This is a genomic window from Curvibacter microcysteis, assembly GCF_028649455.1.
GTDB classification, from domain to species: domain Bacteria; phylum Pseudomonadota; class Gammaproteobacteria; order Burkholderiales; family Burkholderiaceae_C; genus Curvibacter; species Curvibacter microcysteis.
The window spans coordinates 45521-63166 of the sequence record NZ_JAQSIO010000005.1 but is presented as its reverse complement, the minus strand read 5'-3'; the positions used below and the strand labels follow the sequence as shown (position 1 = coordinate 63166).

Below are 17646 nucleotides of genomic sequence, written 5' to 3'. Positions count from 1 at the left end.
ATGAGCACCCCCGTGGTGCCGACCCTGTCGGAAATCACCCTGGCCGAGCCGCGCGGTTTTTGCGCCGGTGTGGACCGTGCTATCGAGATCGTGGAGCGTGCGCTGCAAAAGTTTGGCGCGCCCATCTACGTGCGCCATGAGATCGTGCACAACACCTATGTGGTGAACGACCTCAAGCAAAAAGGCGCCATCTTCATCGAAGAGCTGGACGACGTACCCCCTGGCGCCACCCTGGTGTTCAGCGCCCACGGTGTGAGCCGCGCCGTGCAGGACGAGGCGCGCGCCCGTGGCTTTTCGATCTTTGACGCCACCTGCCCGCTGGTCACCAAGGTGCACGTCGAGGTGGCCAAGCTGGCCAAGGAGGGCTTTGAGTTCATCATGATCGGCCACAAGGGGCACCCCGAGGTCGAGGGCACGATGGGCCAGCTCGACAGCGGCATCCACCTGGTCGAAGACGTGGCCGATGTGGCCCGCGTGCAGCCGGCCCAGACCGACAAGCTGGCCGTGGTCACCCAGACCACGCTGAGCGTGGACGACGCTGCCGAGATCGCCGAGGCCGTGCGCCAGCGCTTTCCCAAGGTGCGCGAGCCCAAGCAGCAAGACATTTGCTATGCCACGCAAAACCGCCAGGACGCGGTCAAGGTGCTCAGCCCGCAGGTGGACATCGTGATCGTGGTCGGCAGCCCGACCAGCTCCAACAGCAACCGCCTGCGCGAGCTGGCGCAAAAGCTGGGCACCGAAAGCCACATGGTGGACAACGCAGACGAGCTGCAGGCCGCCTGGTTCGAGGGCAAGAGCCGGGTCGGCCTGACCGCGGGCGCCTCGGCTCCCGAAGTGCTGGTCAACCAGGTCATTGAGCGCATCCGGGCCTATGGCGCGGTGTCGGTGCGCAAGATGAACGGCATTGAAGAAACCCTGAAGTTCCCGCTGCCCAAGGGCTTGCGCATCGAGCCTCAGGCCTGAGGCTGCACCCGCCCGGGGACCGGGTGGACGTCAGGTCCACAGGTCCAGCGGCGGGTCGGCGACCACCGCGCGCAAGATGTCGGCGCGCGACAAAAAACCCACGACCTGGCCGCTGTCTTGCGTCACCGGCAGGCCGGGCAGGCCCATGTCCAGCAGCACCCGGGCGGCCTGGCGCAGGTGCGTGTCGGGCGTGACCGCGGGCACGGGCGTCAGCATCAACTCGGACACCGGGCGCTGCGCCAGTTGCCAGGCAGCGATGCCGGTGGTGTTGGCGGCCGGCCCGGGCAGCAGCGAGGCCGGCAACAGGTCGGCACGCAGCAACAAGCCCACCAACAGGCCCTGGGCATTGACCACCGGGGCTTGGCCCACGCCGCGTGCGGCCAGCGCCTCCCAGGCCTCGGCGGCGCTCAGGCTGGGTGCCATGCTCAGCACCTCGCGCGTCATCACGTCTTGCACACGCTCCAAAGGCTCGCGGGCCGGGGTTGGGCCTTGCTGGGTGTCGGTGTAGGCCGCCAAGGCCTCTTGGCGCAGGGTGTGGGGCGCGCCACTGTGCGCGGGCGCCGGGGCCTCGGCGGGGTCGGGCAAGCGCTCGGTGGCGGGGGCGTTCACGCCCTGCACCCGACGCAGGGCCGACAGCGCCCGCACCGGGCTGACCTGGGCCAGGTTTTCCAGCGGTCCCCGGTAAATGGGGCCGCCGAGTCCGTACACGTAGAACATGCGCTTCTCCCGAGTCGGTGACTCAGATCGTGGGCCAAGGGCAGGTCGATCCACCCTGGGGCATCAGGCTGGCTACACTGCGCTCTTCGCATTTTGACGCCTCCGACCATGATCGACCGCTCCGACATTGAAAGCGCATTGACCCGACTGAAGCAAGCCCCTGTGGGCTTTTTGCGCCAGACCCCTTTGTGGCGTCTGCCTGGTGCTGCTCTTGGCGTGGCGGCGGCTGAAGTCTGGCTCAAGCTGGAACACCTGCAAGTGGGCGGCAGCTTCAAGGCCCGCGGCATGATGAACCGCCTGCTGGCCCAGCCTCTGACCCAGGCCGGTGTGATCGTCGCGTCGGGCGGCAATGCCGGCATCGCTACGGCCGCGGCGGCACGCGCCCTGGGCGTGCGCTGCGAGGTGTTTGTGCCCGAGGTCTCGCCCGAGGCCAAGCGCAAAAAACTGCGCGAACTGGGCGCCGACGTGGTGGTGACGGGCGCGGTCTATGCCGAGGCCTACCAGGCCTGCCTGGCCCGCCAGCAGGCCACGGGCGCCTTGTTGACCCATGCCTATGACCAGCCCGAGGTGGTGGCCGGGGCGGGCACGCTGGGGGCTGAGATTGAAGCCCAGGCTGGCGTGCCCGACTCGGTGCTGGTCAGCGTGGGGGGCGGCGGTTTGATTGGCGGCTTGGCCGCCTGGTTTGAGCAGCGCAGCCAGGTGGTGGCACTGGAGCCCGAAACCGCGCCCACCCTGTTCCGCGCCCGCGAGGCCGGCGAGCCGGTGGACGTGGCGGTGTCGGGCATTGCGGCCGACTCGCTGGGCGCCAAGCGCATTGGCGACATCGCCTGGGCGGTCACCCAGGCCCAGGTCCGCCAAGCCTTGCTGCTCAGTGACGAGTCCATTGCGCGCGCGCGCCACACGCTGTGGAGCGAATTCAAGCTGGCGGTGGAGCCCGCCGCCGCCTTGGGCCTGGCCGCGCTGCAAAGCGGGGCCTACCGCCCCCGGGCCGACGAAAAAGTATGCCTGATTGTGTGTGGCGCCAACTTTGACCCCAGCGCGCTGGCCTGAGCCGCGCGCTGACTGAGAGGACTTTTCCCATGCGATACATCCAGTGGGCCCCGGTGGCCCTGGCCCTGAGCGGGGCCTTGTTCAGCCCTCTGAGCCAGGCGCAAAGTGCGCCTTCCCCGAGCCCCACCAGTGCGGCCAGCGCCCCGGCCTGCCCGGCGCCGGGCAGGCCTGCCATCGCCCCGGTCAACAACCCCGGTTTTGTGGCGGGGGACAACGGCATTCCCAAGGGCTGGCGCGGGGTGGAGCACGTCAACCCCGGGCATTACCTGTTTGAGTCCGACACGGCGGTGTACCGCAGTGCGCCGCCGAGCTTTCGCCTGCGCCGGGTCGGCACCGAAGCGCATGCGACCCTGGAGCAAACGATCCGCGTGGCGCCTTGCTGGCGCGGCAAGACCGCGCGTTTGAGCAGCGAGCTCAAAACCCAGGGCGCCGACGGCGCCGGCGGTGGCCTCATCTTGCAGATGCGCGACATCGACAACCGGGTGCTGCTGTGGAACCACATGAACGACAGCCGCGTGATCGGCACCCAGGACTGGAAGCGCTACAGCGTGGAGCTGCCGCTGCCGGAGGCCACGGAAGAGATCCGCATCGGCATCCTGCTGGACGAGCAGGGCACGCTGTGGGCGGATGACGTGCGCCTTGAAATCTTGAACTGAGCCCCCCGGGCCAGAGCGCTGGCCCGCCCTCGCTAAAATCGACCCATGCTAGACATCATCTCCCTGCGCAAAGACCTTGATTCGGTCGTCGCCCGCCTCGAAACCCGCAAAAAGCCCCAGGCCTTCCTGAACGTGGACGCCTTCCGCGCCCTGGAGTCCGAGCGCAAGACCCTGCAAACCCGCACCGAAGAACTGCAGGCCCAGCGCAACGCGCTGTCCAAGCAGATCGGCCAACGCAAGGCCAAGGGCGAAAGCGCAGACGACATCATGGCGGCGGTGGCCGCCAGCAAGACCGAGCTGGAAGCCTCGGCCGTGCGCCTGGAAGCGCTGCAACAAGAACTCAACGCCTTGCTCGTCGCCGTGCCCAACCTGCCGCACGAATCGGTGCCCGTGGGCAGCGACGAGGCGGGCAACGTCGAAGTGCGCCGCTGGGGCACGCCAGGCCAGTACGACTTTGAAGTCAAGGACCACGTTGACCTGGGCGGCCCGCTGGGCCTGGACTTCGACATGGGCGTCAAGCTGTCGGGCTCGCGCTTCACTGTCATGAAGGGCCCGATCGCGCGCCTGCACCGCGCGCTGTCGCAGTTCATGCTCGACCTGCAGACCGAGCAGCACGGCTACACCGAGTGCTACGTGCCCTACGCCGTCAACGCCGACTCGCTCAAGGGCACGGGCCAGCTGCCCAAGTTCGAGGGCGACCTGTTCGCCGCCAAGAAGGGCGGCCAGGACGGCGAGCCGGTGCCCGACCACGCCGCGCTCTACCTGATCCCGACCAGCGAAGTGCCGCTGACCAACTTTGTGCGCGACGTGGTGGTGGCCGAAGCCGAACTGCCGATCAAGCTGACCGCCCACACCCCGTGCTTCCGTTCTGAGGCCGGCAGCTATGGCCGCGACACGCGCGGCATGATCCGCCAGCACCAGTTCGACAAGGTCGAGATGGTGCAGATCGTGCACCCAGAAAAGAGCTACGAAGCGCTCGAAGAAATGACCGGCCACGCCGAAGCCGTGCTGCAGAAGCTGGGCTTGCCCTACCGCGTGATGAGCCTGTGCACCGGCGACATGGGCTTTGGCGCGGCCAAGACCTATGACCTGGAAGTGTGGCTGCCCGCGCAGAACACCTACCGCGAGATCAGCTCGGTCTCCAACTGCGAAGCCTTCCAGGCGCGCCGCCTGCAGGCCCGCTTCAAGAACGCGCAGGGCAAGAACGAGCTGGTGCACACCTTGAACGGCTCGGGTCTGGCCGTGGGCCGCACCCTGGTGGCCGTGTTGGAAAACAACCAGAAGGCCGACGGCAGCATCACCGTGCCCGAAGCGCTGCGCCCCTACCTGGGTGGGCTGTCGGTCCTCAAGGCCTGAGCAAGGCTGCCTCGGAGTGCGGCTGCTGAGGCAGCCAGCGCCCGGGCCGTGTCAGGCTGGTGGCGGCGCTTGGCGCACGAACTTGGACGAATGCCCAAAAAACCGTGCTAGAATTCAAGGCTCGAAATTCAGAGGAATTGATGCAGCAAAGCAATGCGCTGTGTCAGGTCTTCGAAGACCACGGAGAGATGGCAGAGTGGTCGAATGCGTCGGACTCGAAATCCGATATACAGTTATGCTGTATCGAGGGTTCGAATCCCTCTCTCTCCTCCAAGACAACGGTCTGTTGCTACTGAAAAGCTGGCACAGACCGTTTTTCTTTGTCCGCTCGAAATCCGCTGTGCCGGGTCACGGGGGGAGGACAGATGCCCAAGATGGCATGTCATTTGCGTGTACAAAGCCCAACACGCGCCCCAGCGTGAATCCCCTTCACTGGGCAGGCTCCTGCTCTTCAGCACGCAGCGCAAACCCCCGGCATTGCCATGAACACCCGATTTATTGAAGCCTTTCTTTGGTCTGCCCGGCTGGGCAGTTTCCGTGCCGCAGGCGAGCGCTTGCACATCACCCAGGCCGCTGTGGCGCATCGGATCTCCTCGCTGGAAGAAGACATCGGCGCCAAGCTTTTCACGCGGGACCCCCGGGAGCTCAAGCTCACTGCGGTGGGCACCCGCTTGCTGGGCTACGGCGAGCGGCTGTTGGAGATTCGCCAGGACATCATCGCGCTGGGCAGAACCGATGTGCAGATGCTGGGGCTGGTGCGCATTGGCGTGATCGAAAGCGTGGTCCACACCTGGCTGGTCAGCTTTCTGGAGAACCTGCGCGCCACCTACCCGGGCATTGAAGTGCAGCTGACCTCCGAAACGACACGGGGCCTGCACCGTGGCTTGCACGAGCGGTCGCTGGACATCGCCGTGCAGACCGAGCACATCGACGAGCCCGGTATCCGCAGCACCGCCTGCATGCCCATGCCCATGGGCTGGGTGGGGGCGGTGGATGCGCCGGCCGTGCAGGACCTGCGCGATTTGCTGGCCCAGCCCGTGCTGACCATGAGCCCTGGCTCGCAGCCCCATGAGGCCGTGAAGCAGATGTTCCGTGACGCTGGGCTGCCCATTGGCAAGGTGCACTGCGTCAGCTCCATCTCGGCCTTGGTCAAGCTGGTGAGTGCCGGCTTTGGCCATGCGGTCATGCCCCTGCCGCCCGTGGTCGAGCATGCGCAGCGCGGTGACATTCGATTCATCCAGTGTGATGTCCAGGTGCCGCCGCAGCGCGTGGTGGTGAGCCATGTGGAGGCCGTGCCCGCCAGCCCCGATGCCATCCGCGTGGTGGCCGATCTGGCCTGCATGGCGAGCGATCGCTACACCACGTCCATCTCGGACCTCCAGGCCAGCGCTTTGACGGTGCTCACAACCTGAACCCAGGGCTCGCCGGGGTCCGCGCCTCGTCTGGACGCCGCCCTCGGATGGTTTGAGATGAAGTTCGAGGGGGCTTTGAGCGTGGCACCCAAGCAAGAAATTTTGTTGATCGGCGGCCAACAAAACTCGTTTGTCCCCGGAGGACCCGACTCCTAGCATGAAGGCCTGTTCGCAAACTTCAGGGCTTTCACTTCATGCTTTCTCCCTCCCCATCGACCCCCACCCCCGGCGGCGTTTTGTTTGTGGCCTCCGACGTCGATCCGGCCCATGACCTGGACTACAACCGCTGGTACGACCGTGAGCATGTGCTGGAGCGGGTCCGCATTCCGGGCTTTGTGTCTGGCACGCGCTACCAGGCGATTGAGGCTGGCAAGCGCTACCTGGGCCTGTACCACACCGAGTCGCTGGCCGTGTTCGGCACGCCCGCCTACCGTCAGGCTTTTCAGCATCAAACGCCCTGGTCGGTGACCAACCTGGAGCGCATGCGTCAGCCCATGCGCCGTGTCTGCCAGGTCCTGGCTCACACCGGTGCTGGGCAAGGCAGTGTGCTGGTGATTATTCAACTGCCTCTGGGCAGCACCCAGGCGCAGTTGGAGACCCAGGTCCTGGCGCTGGGGGCGCAACTGGCTCAGGTGGATGGCTTTGTGCACAGCTGTTTGTACCTGCCCGACGAGTCGCTCAGCACCCCCTTGCCTCAGGAGTCGACCGAGGGCCGGGTCCTTCAACCCATGCTGCTGGTCCACGCCAGCACGCTCTCTGGGGCGCAGCAGTTGCGTGCTCAGGCCTCACGGGCGCTGGCGGTCAGCAGCGAGGCCACCAGCCTCTATGCCCTGGGCTGGCAACTGCACGCCGTGGACCTGTGATGGCGGATGGGCGCTCGGCCCCGCGTTGGCAGCGGGGGGCGGCCGCCCCTGACCGCGCCACGGTGCGACTGGCGCTTCTTCTCACCCCCCCCGGATGTCTTGTGGCATCCCAATCTCTCCTGCTCACATCACCATGAACACCACTTTGCTTTCACGACGCGCGGTCCTTCTGGGGGCCGCTACCTTGTCCTCCGGCCTGATGCTGGGGGGCGCCACGGGTGCTTTGGCAGCCGACTACCCGACCCGCCCCATCCGCATCGTGGTTCCCTACTCGGCGGGCGGCTTGACGGATGTGCTGGCGCGCACCCTGGGCGAGCGCCTGACCCAGCGTTTGGGGCAGCCCACCATCGTGGACAACAAGCCCGGTGGGGCGGAGCAGATCGCCACGTCCATGGTCGCCAAGTCGGCGCCGGACGGCTACACCCTTCTCCTGTCCACCATGACTGGGCTGGCGGTGAATCCCGGTTTGTACGGCCCCCGCTTGCAATACGACCCCAACAAGGAGCTCACCCCGGTGGCCCTGGTGGGCAGCGTCCCCAGCATCGTGGTGGTCCACCCCGACGTGCCCGCGAAGACGATGGCCGAGCTGTCCACCTATGCGAAAGCCAACCCTGGCAAGCTCAACTATGGTTCTGCCGGCAACGGCACGCCCAGCCATTTGGCGGTGGAGTACTACAAGCGCCAGAACGGTGTGGACGCCGCGCACATTGCCTACAAAGGCGGCGCGCCTGCCTTGCAGGATTTGATGGCGGGCAATGTGCAGATGATGATTGCCATCGCCCCCGAGGCCTTGCCCATGGTGAAGAGCGGCAAGCTGCGGGCACTGGCTGTGACGTCCCACCGCCGCTTGGCCACGGCGCCCGAGATCCCCACCGTCCAGGAGTCAGGCGCCAAACCGCTGGATGCGTCTTTCTGGTACGCCTTCGTGGCGCCGGCCGGCACCCCGGGGGAGGTGGTCGGCAAGCTCAATGCGGCGCTGAACGCGGTGCTGCAAGAACCGGCCGTGCGCACCCGACTGGCCGAATTGAATGTGGAGGTGGGCGGCGGCTCGCCAGCCGTGTTGGTCGAGCAGGTCCGCACCGATGCCGCGCGATGGAAAAAGGTCATCGACGACGCCGGCATCAAGATCGACTGAGGCCCTTGAGGCTCTGGTTGGAGAGCGGCTGGCTTGGCCAGCCCATCAGCCCGCCGCTGCACTGCGGCAGTCCGGCGGGCTGTGGTCTCTGCCTCAGGAGGCGGGGCAGGCGTTCGGCGTGCGGCTCGATGACGAGAACCTGCAGCCGTATTGAGGGTGCGCCACTTTGGCGCGGTCCAGCACGTCATCCCCTTCGGGCTTGACCCCCTTCTGTTCCCAGCGGGTCATGGCGTCAAACGCGGCGGATTGCTCGTCCAGCGTGAAATCGCAGTGCGCGATACCGCGAATGGCGCGCTGCACCAGCCACTGATCCGTGCCCTGCGCCATCGCTCGGCGCTTGTAGATCTGCTCCATGCTGAACGGGACGTACACATCGCCCAAGGTGTGGATGGTCACCACCGGCACGTTGATGCGGGCGTTGGTCTTGGGGAACCAGCGCAGGCCATCGCGGCGCAGGCGGTTGGCATCGGGCTCTGCGCGCAGCCGGTACGCGGCTTGATTGAATGCCTGTTCGGTCGGGCTGAGTGCCGGGTCGTTGTCGAACTGGTATTGGAAGGTGGTGGTGTCGTAGCCGTTTCGGTTCAGGATGCCCAGGATGGTCCCGTCACGCCCGAAAGTGCCCCAGACGGTGGTGTTGAGGCTGCCCGCAAAACCCTCGTTGAACATCGGTCGCTCGCCGCCGGTGAGCTGTTTGATGATTTCCTTGTATTGGTTGCCCAGCGGGGTGGTGGCGCTGGGGAAGGTGGTGAACAAAGCGTCACGTACCTTGGGCCCCACGGTGGCCCAGTTGGCCGCGGGCCAGCTGGTCGCCGGCATGCCGGTCAGCTGCTGGGCCGCGATCTGGGACGCGCCGAAATAGTCATACAGCTCGCTGTCGCCCAGCACCCCGCACATGGGGGTGGCGCCGTGGTAGCGCACTTTGTTGTTGGCGTTTTCCAAGGTCTCGGCATCGACAGCGGCTGCAGCGACATGCCCGCCCATCGAGGTTCCCACGATGTAGGTTTTGTCGGGTGCCGTCAGGGTGCGGCCGTTTTGGGCTGCGATTCGCTGAAATGCCAAGGCCAGTGCGTTGGTGTCTTCAATGCCGGCGCGCACGTCATAGTAGTTTTTGGAGTAACTCGAGGCGGCCCAGGCATAGCCGTTTTGAATCAGGTGAGCGCGGATGGGTGGGTCGGTCACAAACAGCGAAGAGCCGGTGCCGTTGTAGCCATGGGCATACATCACCAGCATGCCGTTCCAGTTCTTGGGCACTTCTACGCGGTATCCGGCGCCGTTCAAATCACCCCACCAGCGGTCGGTTTGGGGCGCGTTGGCCAGGGCCGCGAAAGGCAGCAATGAGGTGTTCACGGTGAACTGGCGCTGATCGTGCACACGCGCCTCTTCGGGCTCGGTCGTGCCGCCACCACCGCCGCAGGCCATCAAGGCCAGGGTGCTCATCAAGGCCAAACTTTTGGCGAATAGGCCACGTGGATTGGGTAATAGCAAGGGGATTGTCTCCATTATTTGATTTAATAATTTCTCTGTGCGGAATTGTATTAACATGCCGGCACATCGAGTATTCATTGTAAATACAGTGTTAATTTCATGCCGATAGGGGAATACACGATGCCAATGCAAATTGGCATTTAATTAATTCCGCTTGGCAAAATAAAATCGAGTTCCAATGGGTAGAACACGCAACATAGACTTTGAAGACGGGGCAGACAGCCGCCGTTTCGTCACCGCCTTGGCTCGAGGCCTGGATGTGCTCGCGTGCTTTCAGGCGGATGAGACGTGGTTGAGCAACTCCGAAATCGCCTCACGCACGGGCCTGCCCAAGCCCACGGTGGTGCGTTTGGCCTACACCTTGTGCGTGCAGGGCTACCTGCGGCACTCGCGGGCCACGGGCATGTACGCCTTGGGCGACAGCCTGGCCACTCTGGGCATCACCATGGTCTCCAACCTCAAGCTGCGCCGTCTCGCGCGGCCTTACATGCAGGACTTGGCAAACCTCTGTGACCTCTCGGTGTCGCTGGGCATCCGCCATGGGCTGTCGGTGATGTATGTGGAAAACTGCCGTTCAGGCGCGCCCCTGTCCTTGGGGCTGGATTTGGGCTCGCGCATTCCGATCGCCCAGACCTCCATGGGACACGCCTTGCTCGCGGTGATGGAGCCCAAAGAACGGGAGCGGCTGTTGGCAGAGCTTCGCCAGCTGACCGGAGCGCACTGGCCAGCCCGGCAACAAGCCATTGAGGCGGGTGAACTGCATTGGCAAACGCACGGCTTCACGGTGGTGGTGCGCGATTGGCAAACCGATATTGCGAGCGTGGGGGCGGCGATCCGTCAGGCGGACGGCCGGGTGATCGCGTTCAATGCCGGTGGGTCGGCCAGCAAGTTCCCGCGTGAGCTGCTGGTGCAGGAGGTGGGTCCACAACTGGCCCGGATGGTGAAAGGCCTGGAGTCGCTGTTGCGCAACGACGACTGAGCGCATTGGCTTTGCCGGGCGGCTGTCCAGCGCCTTCAGCCGGTCGAAAGCACCACATTTCCCACCACCTGACCGCTTTCCACCGCCTCGTGGGCCTTGGCAACCTGGGCCAGCGGCAGGCGCAGGCCGATGTGGTGTTGCAAGCGATCGGTGCGCAAGAAGTCGGTCAGGACGGCGATGGCCCGGCGCCGGTCGTCCTCGTTGAGGTTGTACACAATGAAAAAGCGCAGGCCCACGTTGCGCGCAATCATTGGGAAGAAGGGCAAGCTCACTTCGCGGGCCCCGCTGCCGTACACCACCCACAGGCCGTTGGGCCGCACCACCGCCAGGTTGAGCGCAGCGTTGGCGGCGATGTCCACCTCGATCACGCGGTCCACGCCTTCGCCCTGGGTGGCTTCGAGCACACGCTCCGCCACGGGCTCGCTGCGGTAGTTGACCGTGACGTCGGTGCCTGCCGCCTGGGCCAGTGCGGCTTTTTCGGCTGAGCTGACCGTGCTGATGACTTGGCGCGCGCCCAGCAGTCGGGCGAATTGGATGGCGTAGTGGCCCACCGCCCCGGCGCCCCCGGCCACCAGCACGCGCTGACCTTGGACACCGCCTTCGGTCAGCACGGCATGCAGGGCGGTCAGGGCGGGAATGCCCAGGCAAGCCCCGGCCTCGTCGGGGACCTGCTTGGGCAACAAGACGGCCTGGGCCTCGGGCAGGCAGATCGATTGCGCCGCGGTGCCAAAGGGGCGGCTCCATGCAGCGTTCCACAGCCAAACGCGCTCGCCAATGCGCGAGGACGGGACGCCGGAGCCCACGGCGTCGATGACCCCCATGCCGTCACTGTGGGGAATGACCTTGGGAAAAGGCATGTCCGGGCTGCGCGCGCCTGAGCGTGCTTTCACGTCCGATGGGTTGACGCCCGACCAGGCCAGCCGAACCCGCACTTCGCCAGGGCCGGGTTGTGGGTCGGGCAGGTCGCCCACTTTCAGCACGGTCGAGGCGGGTCCAGTCTGTTCGTAGTAAGCGGCTTGCATGGAAGGCTCCTGGGCGGGGTGGTGGATGGGTGGGGCACTTTAGCGCCTGTGGCGGAGTCCGTGCAGCAGGCGGGGCCATGGCATGCCCTGACCGTTATCTATTGCAATCTTGCTCGAGGGCGCGTTGTTACAACCTCGACCAGCCAGCAATCAGGCTGGGTGCAGAGGCTGCAGCACTGGACACGATGGAGGGACAAAGATGAATCAATTGCCGCTCGCCTCCCGTTTCGAGGCGGCTGCAGGGCATCCGACGGCCTGGGGCTGGGCACGGGCTTGCAGCCTTTTGGGCACCCCGGTGCTGGCGCGGCTGTGTGGCCTGGGGGGCGCCGCCCACGCCGCCCCCTGTGCACACCTGACCACCAACATGAGCACGGTCAAAGTGCGGGACCTGGCGAACAACGCCGCGACCGATGTGGTCCTGTCGGGCCCGGTCGGGAACGGGCTGGCGGTCAACGCCGCTGGCGACCGCGTCTACGTGGCCAGCCCCGGTGGCCGCCACCGCATCGGGCAACAGCTTGACCTACACGGTCGTGGATGGGGGCGTCGGTGACGATGACTTGGCTGTCAACGGTCACATCGTCGACCCTGTGGGTCTGGGCGTGCCCTTGGCCGTGGTGTCTTCCTTGAACGCGGTTCCGACCCTGAGCGAGTGGGCCTTGCTGTGGGTTGATGGTGTTGGCGGTTGGGGCGCGTCTTCGTCCGCGCGTGTGACGCGGGGCGAGCGCGCGCAGGGGCCTTCGGGAGGGAGGAAATCCCCGTTGGGAGGGCATTCTTGTTACATTCCGTCCCCGAAGCCGCGTTGCGGCGCTGAACGCAGCCCGCTGGCGTTGCCCGCTCCTCTTTGCCTCTTTGCCTCTTTCGCGCTTTCTGACCCCATGCACATGGTTTTCTTTTTGATGTTCACCACCGTCCTGGCACGAGTGCGAGGCGGGTGGCTCCGTGCTGTGGGCGTCGGATGGGGCCGCTCAGTCGCGGCGCTGATCTGCGGCTGGGCTCTGCTGGGCGGCGCTCAGGCTGAGCCGGTGGCGCTGCAGCGATCGCTGTTGATCGATACCGAGGGCCGATGGACCATCGACCAGGTGGTGGACCAGGAATTCCAAGCTGCGCCAGCCATTTTGGCGCGGGGCTACAGCCCTTCTGTGGTGTGGATGCGCGTGTCGGTGGCGCCCAATGATCTGAGCAGTTTGGTGGCCATGGTGCGACCGGGGTACTTGGACGATATCCAACTGTACGAAGAGCTTGACAGCCCTGCCCCTGGCGAAGCGCGTCAATGGAAGCGCCAGGTGGCCGGCGACCGAGTGGCCTTCCGCGATCGCCCCCGCCAGGAGCTCGCCTACACCTTCAACCTGCAGCCCACGCCAGGGCAGGTGAAGGTGTTTTATGTGCGCTTGCAGACCACCTCGACCCAGGCCTTGAATGTCACCGTGCGCTCGCTCGAGGAGACGCTGGACCAAAACAGCCTGCAATTCATGTTGGCTGGCTTTTACGCCAGCATCGTCACGGTGCTGGTCATCCTGTCGCTGATCCGTTACGCGATCACTGCGCAGCGTTTGTGGGCCCTGAATTGCTTGATGCAGTTCGTCAGCCTGTTGTTGAGCTTTGCCTTCCTGGGGCTGTGGGCCAAGTACGTGACACCGGACAACGGGCCGCTCACAGACCTCATCACCTGCGTGGTGATCTGCTTGCACTTTCATGTGGTCAACGTCTACTACGGCTTCTTCAGCCGCTCGTTCCAAGGCGCTCGGTGGGTGTTCTGGGTGCGCATGGCCTGTGTGCCGGCCTTGGCCTGGCAACTCTGGGCGGTGAGCCACGGCCAGGCCCTGGCCGCGATGCAGATCAACACCCAGTTGGTGCTGTTCACCACCTTGCTGGGCCAGGTGGACTTTTTGTTCTTCAAGATCGAAGACCGGCGCCTGCGTTTCATGGTGCGCTTCATGTACACCGCGCAGTTCTTGTACCTGCTCTACATGATGCTGCCCCTGCTGGGGGTGGGCCAGATGAGTGAGCTGCACATGATGTCGGCGCTGCTGGTCAACCTGTTCGGCGCCATCATGCAGCACTTGGTGCTGACCATGCGCGATGCGCTGGTCTACCGCAACCAGGCTCAGTTTGAAGCCCGCATGCGTGAGACCCAGCAGCAGCTGGAGTGGGAGCTCAAGCGCCGCCTGGAGACCTCGGGTTTCCTCAGCATGCTGCTGCATGAACTGAAGAACCCGCTGGCCAGCATCCGCCTTGCGGCCCTCAATTTGCGCCAGGGCCGTACCGGCCCGGGCGAGCCTCAGCTGAGCCGGCTTGAGCGCATCCAGCAGGCGGTGGAGGGCATGGACGCCGTGCTGGAGCGTTGCCGCCAAGTGGACCGGCTGGAGCAAGGTGGCATGCATTTGCAGTTTCTGCCCAGCGATGTGATGGCGCTTTGGACTGAGTGCCGCGCCAGCGTTGCCCCCACCGAGCGCATCCTCGGCGAGGGCCCCGAGACCTGGGTCCTGCCGATTGAACCCATGTTGTTCAAGACCATGCTCAGCAACCTGCTGGACAACGCCTTGGCCTATTCGGCGCCCGGCTCGGAAATCCATTACCGCTGGGGCCCGGACCCGGCTGACCCCAGCATGGCCCAGTTCCAGTTGCGCAACCGCCCGGGCAAACCCGGTTTCCCCGATGAGGGCAAGTTGTTCCAGAAGTACTACCGTGCCGAGGCCGCCCACCAGCGCACGGGTTCGGGCCTGGGCTTGTACCTGGTCAAGCACTTGGCGCAGTTGTGCGGCGGCGACCTGCTTTACCGCCGCGACGGCGATTGGGTGGTGTTCGAGCTGAGTTGGCCGATGCACCACGCGGTCGATACCTTGGTGCCCAGTCCGTATGCCCGTTGATTTGCACATTCTGGTGGTGGAAGACCACGTTTTGCTGCGCATGGAGCTGGTCGATTTTCTGACCCGTCCGGGCTGGCAGGTGCGCGGCGTGGACGACGGTCTGGCCCTGGATGAAGCCTTGCGCGAGGGGGTGCCCGACATCGCGGTGGTCGATCTCAACCTGCCCGGTGAAGACGGTCTGAGCATTTGCCGCCGCCTGCGCTCGGCCTTGCCCGAGGTGGGCATCGTGCTGCTGACCGCGCGCGTCATGTCGAGTGACCGGGCCAGCGGCTACCTGCATGGGGCCGATGTCTACCTCACCAAGCCAGCCAATGTGCACGAGTTGGAGGCCGTGATCCACAACCTGGGGCGCCGCGTGCAGCGCCTGTCGGCCCCGGCCTGGTCCCTGGACCTGCGAGCGCAGACGCTGGGGCCCGCAGGCGGCCCTCTGTTGCATTTGACCCCGACGGAGGCCCGGCTGCTGGGCGAGCTGTGTTTTGCGCCCGACCAATGCCTGGAGTCGGATGTGCTGGCCAGTCGCTTGGCAGGCATGCAAGGACCGGTCAGCCGGGAAAACCTGGCCGTGATGATCAGCCGCTTGCGCCGCAAGATGTCGCAGGAGTTGGGTGCTGATGAAGTGATCAAGGCCAGTCGGGGGTATGGCTACCGACTCAGCCGACCCGTGGTGGTGATGTCGCATTAATTGATATATGTATCAATTTCAAATGCAAATATCAGGATCAAATAGATCCATCTGATATAGTCCCGGCCAACCCACCGGTCGACGCGCAGGCGGCCTGCCGCCACCCATTCGGCCGGCGGCACAGTCGATGGCGGTGGCGCACAGGAATTTCAAGATGGGTAGCTTGGCTCGTTGTTTCGTGTTGGGGTCATGGTGTGTCCTGGCCTCTTGGGTTCAGGCGCAGACGGCGCCCGCGCCGGCCGCGCCTGAACTTGCGCAGTCCGCCGCCCCCTTGCCGTTTCTGGATTTGCCGCGCTTCGACACCGCCCTGGCGGCAGCATTGAACGCTGCCCAGCCGCAGGTGGACGTGACCTTCTACAGCAAGGTCAGTCCCAACCAGTTGCCCCAGCGCTTGCAAAAGTGGCTCACTGCGATTGAGCAGTCGGGCGGCTCGCTCGAGGTGGCGCCGCCGCCTGGCGACCTGGCGCCCCGCAACCCGGTGCTCCTGCTGGGTTTGCTCGGCGGCTTGTGGTCCACCCTGAAAGCCTGGGGCGAAATCAAAGAGTCCCACATGCTGCAAGCAGCCGCGGGCCACCACGTCACACTCCAACTGAACCGCAGCGCTGACGGTGAGATCGTCATCGAGCGACTCGTCTTCCACCGCGTCGCCAAAGCGCCCTGATCCCCTGCGCCCACCGTCCAAGACACAAGTCCATGTCCATGAGCCCTGTTTTCCAAAAAACCCTGGTTTGGGTTTGCTGTAGCCTGAGTTTGACGGCCTTGGCGGCCACTGACAAAGCCGAGCGCAACCTGGTCATCAGCCCGTCAGCGACCGCCGCGGCGACCACGGCTCAGCGGGTCGCCCTGGTCATTGGCAATGGCAATTACAAAGAGGCACCGCTTGGCAACCCGGCCAACGACGCCCGCGCCATGGCCCAGGTGTTGAAAGACAACGGTTTTGTCGTGACCCTGAAGGTGGACTCGGACATCAAAAGCATGTTGAGCAGCATCCGCCAGTTTGGCGACCAGCTGCGCAAGGGCGGGGTGGGGGTGTTTTACTACGCTGGCCACGGCATGCAGATCAAGGGCCGCAACTACCTGATCCCGGTGGGCAGCGCCATCGAGCGGGAGGACGAGGTGGCCTACCAAGCGGTGGACGCTCAGGCCATCCTCGACAAAATGGACGCTGCGGGCAATGGCACCAACATCATGATCTTGGACGCCTGCCGCAACAACCCGTTTGCACGCAGCTTCCGCAGTGCCCAGCAAGGCCTGGCCCAAATGGACGCCCCGGTGGGCACGCTGGTGGCTTTTGCCACCGCGCCGGGCTCGGTCGCCAGCGATGGAGCGGGTCAAAACGGCTTGTACACCCAGCACCTGTTGACCGCGCTGCGCGAGCCTGGCATCAAGGTCGAGGACGTGTTCAAGCGGGTGCGCTCCTCGGTGCGGCGCGACTCCAAGGACAAGCAAGTGCCCTGGGAGGCCACGTCGCTGGAGGGCGATTTCTACTTCATCCCCCCCGTGGGGGCGGCCGCTTCCGCGGACGCTGCCCTGGAAAAGTCCATGTGGGCGCTGGTCAAGGACAACCCCCAGCCGCTGGACCTGAAGGCTTTTTTGGCGCGCTTTCCCAAGGGGGTCCATGCCGCTGAAGCGCAGACCAAGTTGAACAAGCTGCTGGCCGACGCCAAGCCCAGCCCCGTGGCGCCGACGGCGCCTGCGCCTGCACCGGCGCCGAGTGGGGTCGCGGCGCTGCCTCTCCCCGTGCCAACGCCGGCGCCGGCGGTGCTGCCAGTGCCAAGCCCGTTAGCGGCCCCCGTGTCGGCGCCCGTCACGCCCGCAGCGACGGCGGCCAAGCCCCCAGCCAAGCCCAGCACCGCTGCGGCCGCCAACCCTGAGGGCTTTCGGTTGGGGGACCGCTGGAGCTTCCAGGTGGTCGACAAATACAAAGGCGAAGTGGTGGCCAACCCCAGCCGCAAAATCACCAAGATCTTGCCCAACGGCGACCTGATGAGCGGGACCACCTTGCTGACACGCCAGGGCAACACCCAGCACATGAGCAACGCGCGCTATGCCAGCCGGGTCTTCACCGAGGCGGAAATCATGGTGCCCAAGAAGATTGAAACAGGCTACCGCGAAGAGTTCAGCTACCACGAAGAAGTCAGGCAGCACGATGGCCGTGAGTACGAGCAGGACTTCAAAGGCAGCTTGACCGTCAAAGGCCAAGAGAAGATCAGCGTGCCGGCGGGTGATTTCATGGCCTACCGCATTGAGCGCGAAGCCACCATCCGCGGGGCCCAAAAGAACGGCCGTGACACCTGGCAATCGCGCCAGCAGATCACCGCCTGGTATGTGCCCGCGATTCGCAGCTTTGTCGCTCTGGATGAGGTCTGGCGGCCCGCTCAGGGCGCCCCTGATTTGCGCCGAACCGAGTTGGTCAGCTACGAAGTCCAGGGCGCCTCGCTGGCGTCCCCGCGCTGAGC

General features: G+C 65.2%; 16 protein-coding genes and 1 tRNA gene. 14 read left to right on the top strand and 3 right to left on the bottom strand.

Translation table 11 applies throughout. From position 1 onward, the window contains the following. Complete coding sequence (gene ispH, locus PSQ39_RS14465) at positions 1–963, top strand: 4-hydroxy-3-methylbut-2-enyl diphosphate reductase (RefSeq protein WP_273927532.1); 963 nt, start codon at positions 1–3, stop codon at positions 961–963. A 30-nt stretch (positions 964–993) separates the two neighbouring features. On the opposite strand, the gene PSQ39_RS14460 is transcribed toward ispH, so the two are convergent. Then, entirely contained in the window at positions 994–1680 is a 687-nt protein-coding gene (locus tag PSQ39_RS14460; protein ID WP_273927531.1) for a CBS domain-containing protein, read from the bottom strand. Positions 1681–1788: 108 nt separating this feature from the next. Between PSQ39_RS14460 and PSQ39_RS14455 the strand changes: the two genes are divergently transcribed. The 7 genes from PSQ39_RS14455 (at position 1789) to PSQ39_RS14425 (ending at position 8152) form a co-directional block, all read left to right on the top strand. Continuing rightward, complete coding sequence (locus PSQ39_RS14455) at positions 1789–2730, top strand: threonine/serine dehydratase (protein WP_273927530.1); 942 nt, start codon at positions 1789–1791, stop codon at positions 2728–2730. A gap of 29 nt (positions 2731–2759) precedes the next feature. Beyond that, complete coding sequence (locus PSQ39_RS14450) at positions 2760–3386, top strand: hypothetical protein (RefSeq protein WP_273927529.1); 627 nt, start codon at positions 2760–2762, stop codon at positions 3384–3386. 45 nt (positions 3387–3431) lie between these two features. Then, on the top strand, positions 3432–4742 hold the full coding sequence (gene serS, locus PSQ39_RS14445) for a serine--tRNA ligase (RefSeq protein ID WP_273927528.1): 1311 nt from the start codon (positions 3432–3434) through the stop codon (positions 4740–4742). A 182-nt stretch (positions 4743–4924) separates the two neighbouring features. Further along, positions 4925–5015, top strand: a tRNA-Ser gene (locus tag PSQ39_RS14440). 209 nt (positions 5016–5224) lie between these two features. Then, entirely contained in the window at positions 5225–6154 is a 930-nt protein-coding gene (locus PSQ39_RS14435; protein WP_273927527.1) for a LysR family transcriptional regulator, read from the top strand. Between the two features lie 194 nt (positions 6155–6348). Further along, positions 6349–7017, top strand: a complete 669-nt coding sequence (locus tag PSQ39_RS14430; RefSeq protein WP_273927526.1) for a DUF4286 family protein — start codon at positions 6349–6351, stop codon at positions 7015–7017. Positions 7018–7150: 133 nt separating this feature from the next. Further along, a complete protein-coding gene (locus tag PSQ39_RS14425) occupies positions 7151–8152 on the top strand; it encodes a Bug family tripartite tricarboxylate transporter substrate binding protein (RefSeq protein ID WP_273927525.1) in 1002 nt (333 codons plus the stop codon). Positions 8153–8245: 93 nt separating this feature from the next. Here PSQ39_RS14425 and PSQ39_RS14420 read toward each other — a convergent pair whose 3' ends face one another. After that, positions 8246–9589, bottom strand: coding sequence for an alpha/beta hydrolase family protein (locus PSQ39_RS14420; protein WP_273927524.1), 1344 nt, complete (start codon positions 9587–9589; stop codon positions 8246–8248). A 226-nt stretch (positions 9590–9815) separates the two neighbouring features. Here PSQ39_RS14420 and PSQ39_RS14415 point away from each other — a divergent pair, with 226 nt between their 5' ends. Next, positions 9816–10616 carry an IclR family transcriptional regulator gene (locus PSQ39_RS14415; RefSeq protein ID WP_273927523.1) on the top strand — a complete coding sequence of 267 codons (801 nt, stop codon included), beginning with the start codon at positions 9816–9818 and terminating at the stop codon, positions 10614–10616. Between the two features lie 35 nt (positions 10617–10651). Here PSQ39_RS14415 and PSQ39_RS14410 read toward each other — a convergent pair whose 3' ends face one another. Then, the gene (locus PSQ39_RS14410; protein ID WP_273927522.1) at positions 10652–11638 is read right to left on the bottom strand and encodes an NADPH:quinone reductase; all 987 of its coding nucleotides are present in this window, start codon (positions 11636–11638) and stop codon (positions 10652–10654) included. A 199-nt stretch (positions 11639–11837) separates the two neighbouring features. Between PSQ39_RS14410 and PSQ39_RS14405 the strand changes: the two genes are divergently transcribed. From PSQ39_RS14405 to PSQ39_RS14385, 5 genes are all read left to right on the top strand, one after another. Then, positions 11838–12188: a hypothetical protein gene (locus PSQ39_RS14405; RefSeq protein ID WP_273927521.1), complete on the top strand. Its 351-nt coding sequence runs from the start codon at positions 11838–11840 to the stop codon at positions 12186–12188. Then, entirely contained in the window at positions 12127–14505 is a 2379-nt protein-coding gene (locus PSQ39_RS14400; RefSeq protein ID WP_409242036.1) for a sensor histidine kinase, read from the top strand. Before PSQ39_RS14405 ends, PSQ39_RS14400 begins: the two co-directional genes overlap by 62 nt. After that, the gene (locus PSQ39_RS14395; RefSeq protein WP_273927519.1) at positions 14495–15187 is read left to right on the top strand and encodes a response regulator transcription factor; all 693 of its coding nucleotides are present in this window, start codon (positions 14495–14497) and stop codon (positions 15185–15187) included. Before PSQ39_RS14400 ends, PSQ39_RS14395 begins: the two co-directional genes overlap by 11 nt. Before the next feature lie 271 nt (positions 15188–15458). After that, entirely contained in the window at positions 15459–15848 is a 390-nt protein-coding gene (locus PSQ39_RS14390) for a hypothetical protein (protein WP_273927518.1), read from the top strand. 38 nt (positions 15849–15886) lie between these two features. After that, the gene (locus tag PSQ39_RS14385) at positions 15887–17644 is read left to right on the top strand and encodes a caspase family protein (RefSeq protein ID WP_273927517.1); all 1758 of its coding nucleotides are present in this window, start codon (positions 15887–15889) and stop codon (positions 17642–17644) included. Positions 17645–17646: the final 2 nt, after the last annotated feature.

What these genes read in the sequence shown, in the direction of transcription:
- ispH (WP_273927532.1), top strand. Translation starts at nt 1, where the DNA reads ATGAGCACCCCCGTGGTGCCGACCCTGTCGGAAATCACCCTGGCCGAG.
- PSQ39_RS14460 (WP_273927531.1), bottom strand. Translation starts at nt 1,680, where the DNA reads ATGTTCTACGTGTACGGACTCGGCGGCCCCATTTACCGGGGACCGCTG.
- PSQ39_RS14455 (WP_273927530.1), top strand. Translation starts at nt 1,789, where the DNA reads ATGATCGACCGCTCCGACATTGAAAGCGCATTGACCCGACTGAAGCAA.
- PSQ39_RS14450 (WP_273927529.1), top strand. Translation starts at nt 2,760, where the DNA reads ATGCGATACATCCAGTGGGCCCCGGTGGCCCTGGCCCTGAGCGGGGCC.
- serS (WP_273927528.1), top strand. Translation starts at nt 3,432, where the DNA reads ATGCTAGACATCATCTCCCTGCGCAAAGACCTTGATTCGGTCGTCGCC.
- PSQ39_RS14435 (WP_273927527.1), top strand. Translation starts at nt 5,225, where the DNA reads ATGAACACCCGATTTATTGAAGCCTTTCTTTGGTCTGCCCGGCTGGGC.
- PSQ39_RS14430 (WP_273927526.1), top strand. Translation starts at nt 6,349, where the DNA reads ATGCTTTCTCCCTCCCCATCGACCCCCACCCCCGGCGGCGTTTTGTTT.
- PSQ39_RS14425 (WP_273927525.1), top strand. Translation starts at nt 7,151, where the DNA reads ATGAACACCACTTTGCTTTCACGACGCGCGGTCCTTCTGGGGGCCGCT.
- PSQ39_RS14420 (WP_273927524.1), bottom strand. Translation starts at nt 9,589, where the DNA reads ATGAGCACCCTGGCCTTGATGGCCTGCGGCGGTGGTGGCGGCACGACC.
- PSQ39_RS14415 (WP_273927523.1), top strand. Translation starts at nt 9,816, where the DNA reads ATGGGTAGAACACGCAACATAGACTTTGAAGACGGGGCAGACAGCCGC.
- PSQ39_RS14410 (WP_273927522.1), bottom strand. Translation starts at nt 11,638, where the DNA reads ATGCAAGCCGCTTACTACGAACAGACTGGACCCGCCTCGACCGTGCTG.
- PSQ39_RS14405 (WP_273927521.1), top strand. Translation starts at nt 11,838, where the DNA reads ATGAATCAATTGCCGCTCGCCTCCCGTTTCGAGGCGGCTGCAGGGCAT.
- PSQ39_RS14395 (WP_273927519.1), top strand. Translation starts at nt 14,495, where the DNA reads ATGCCCGTTGATTTGCACATTCTGGTGGTGGAAGACCACGTTTTGCTG.
- PSQ39_RS14385 (WP_273927517.1), top strand. Translation starts at nt 15,887, where the DNA reads ATGAGCCCTGTTTTCCAAAAAACCCTGGTTTGGGTTTGCTGTAGCCTG.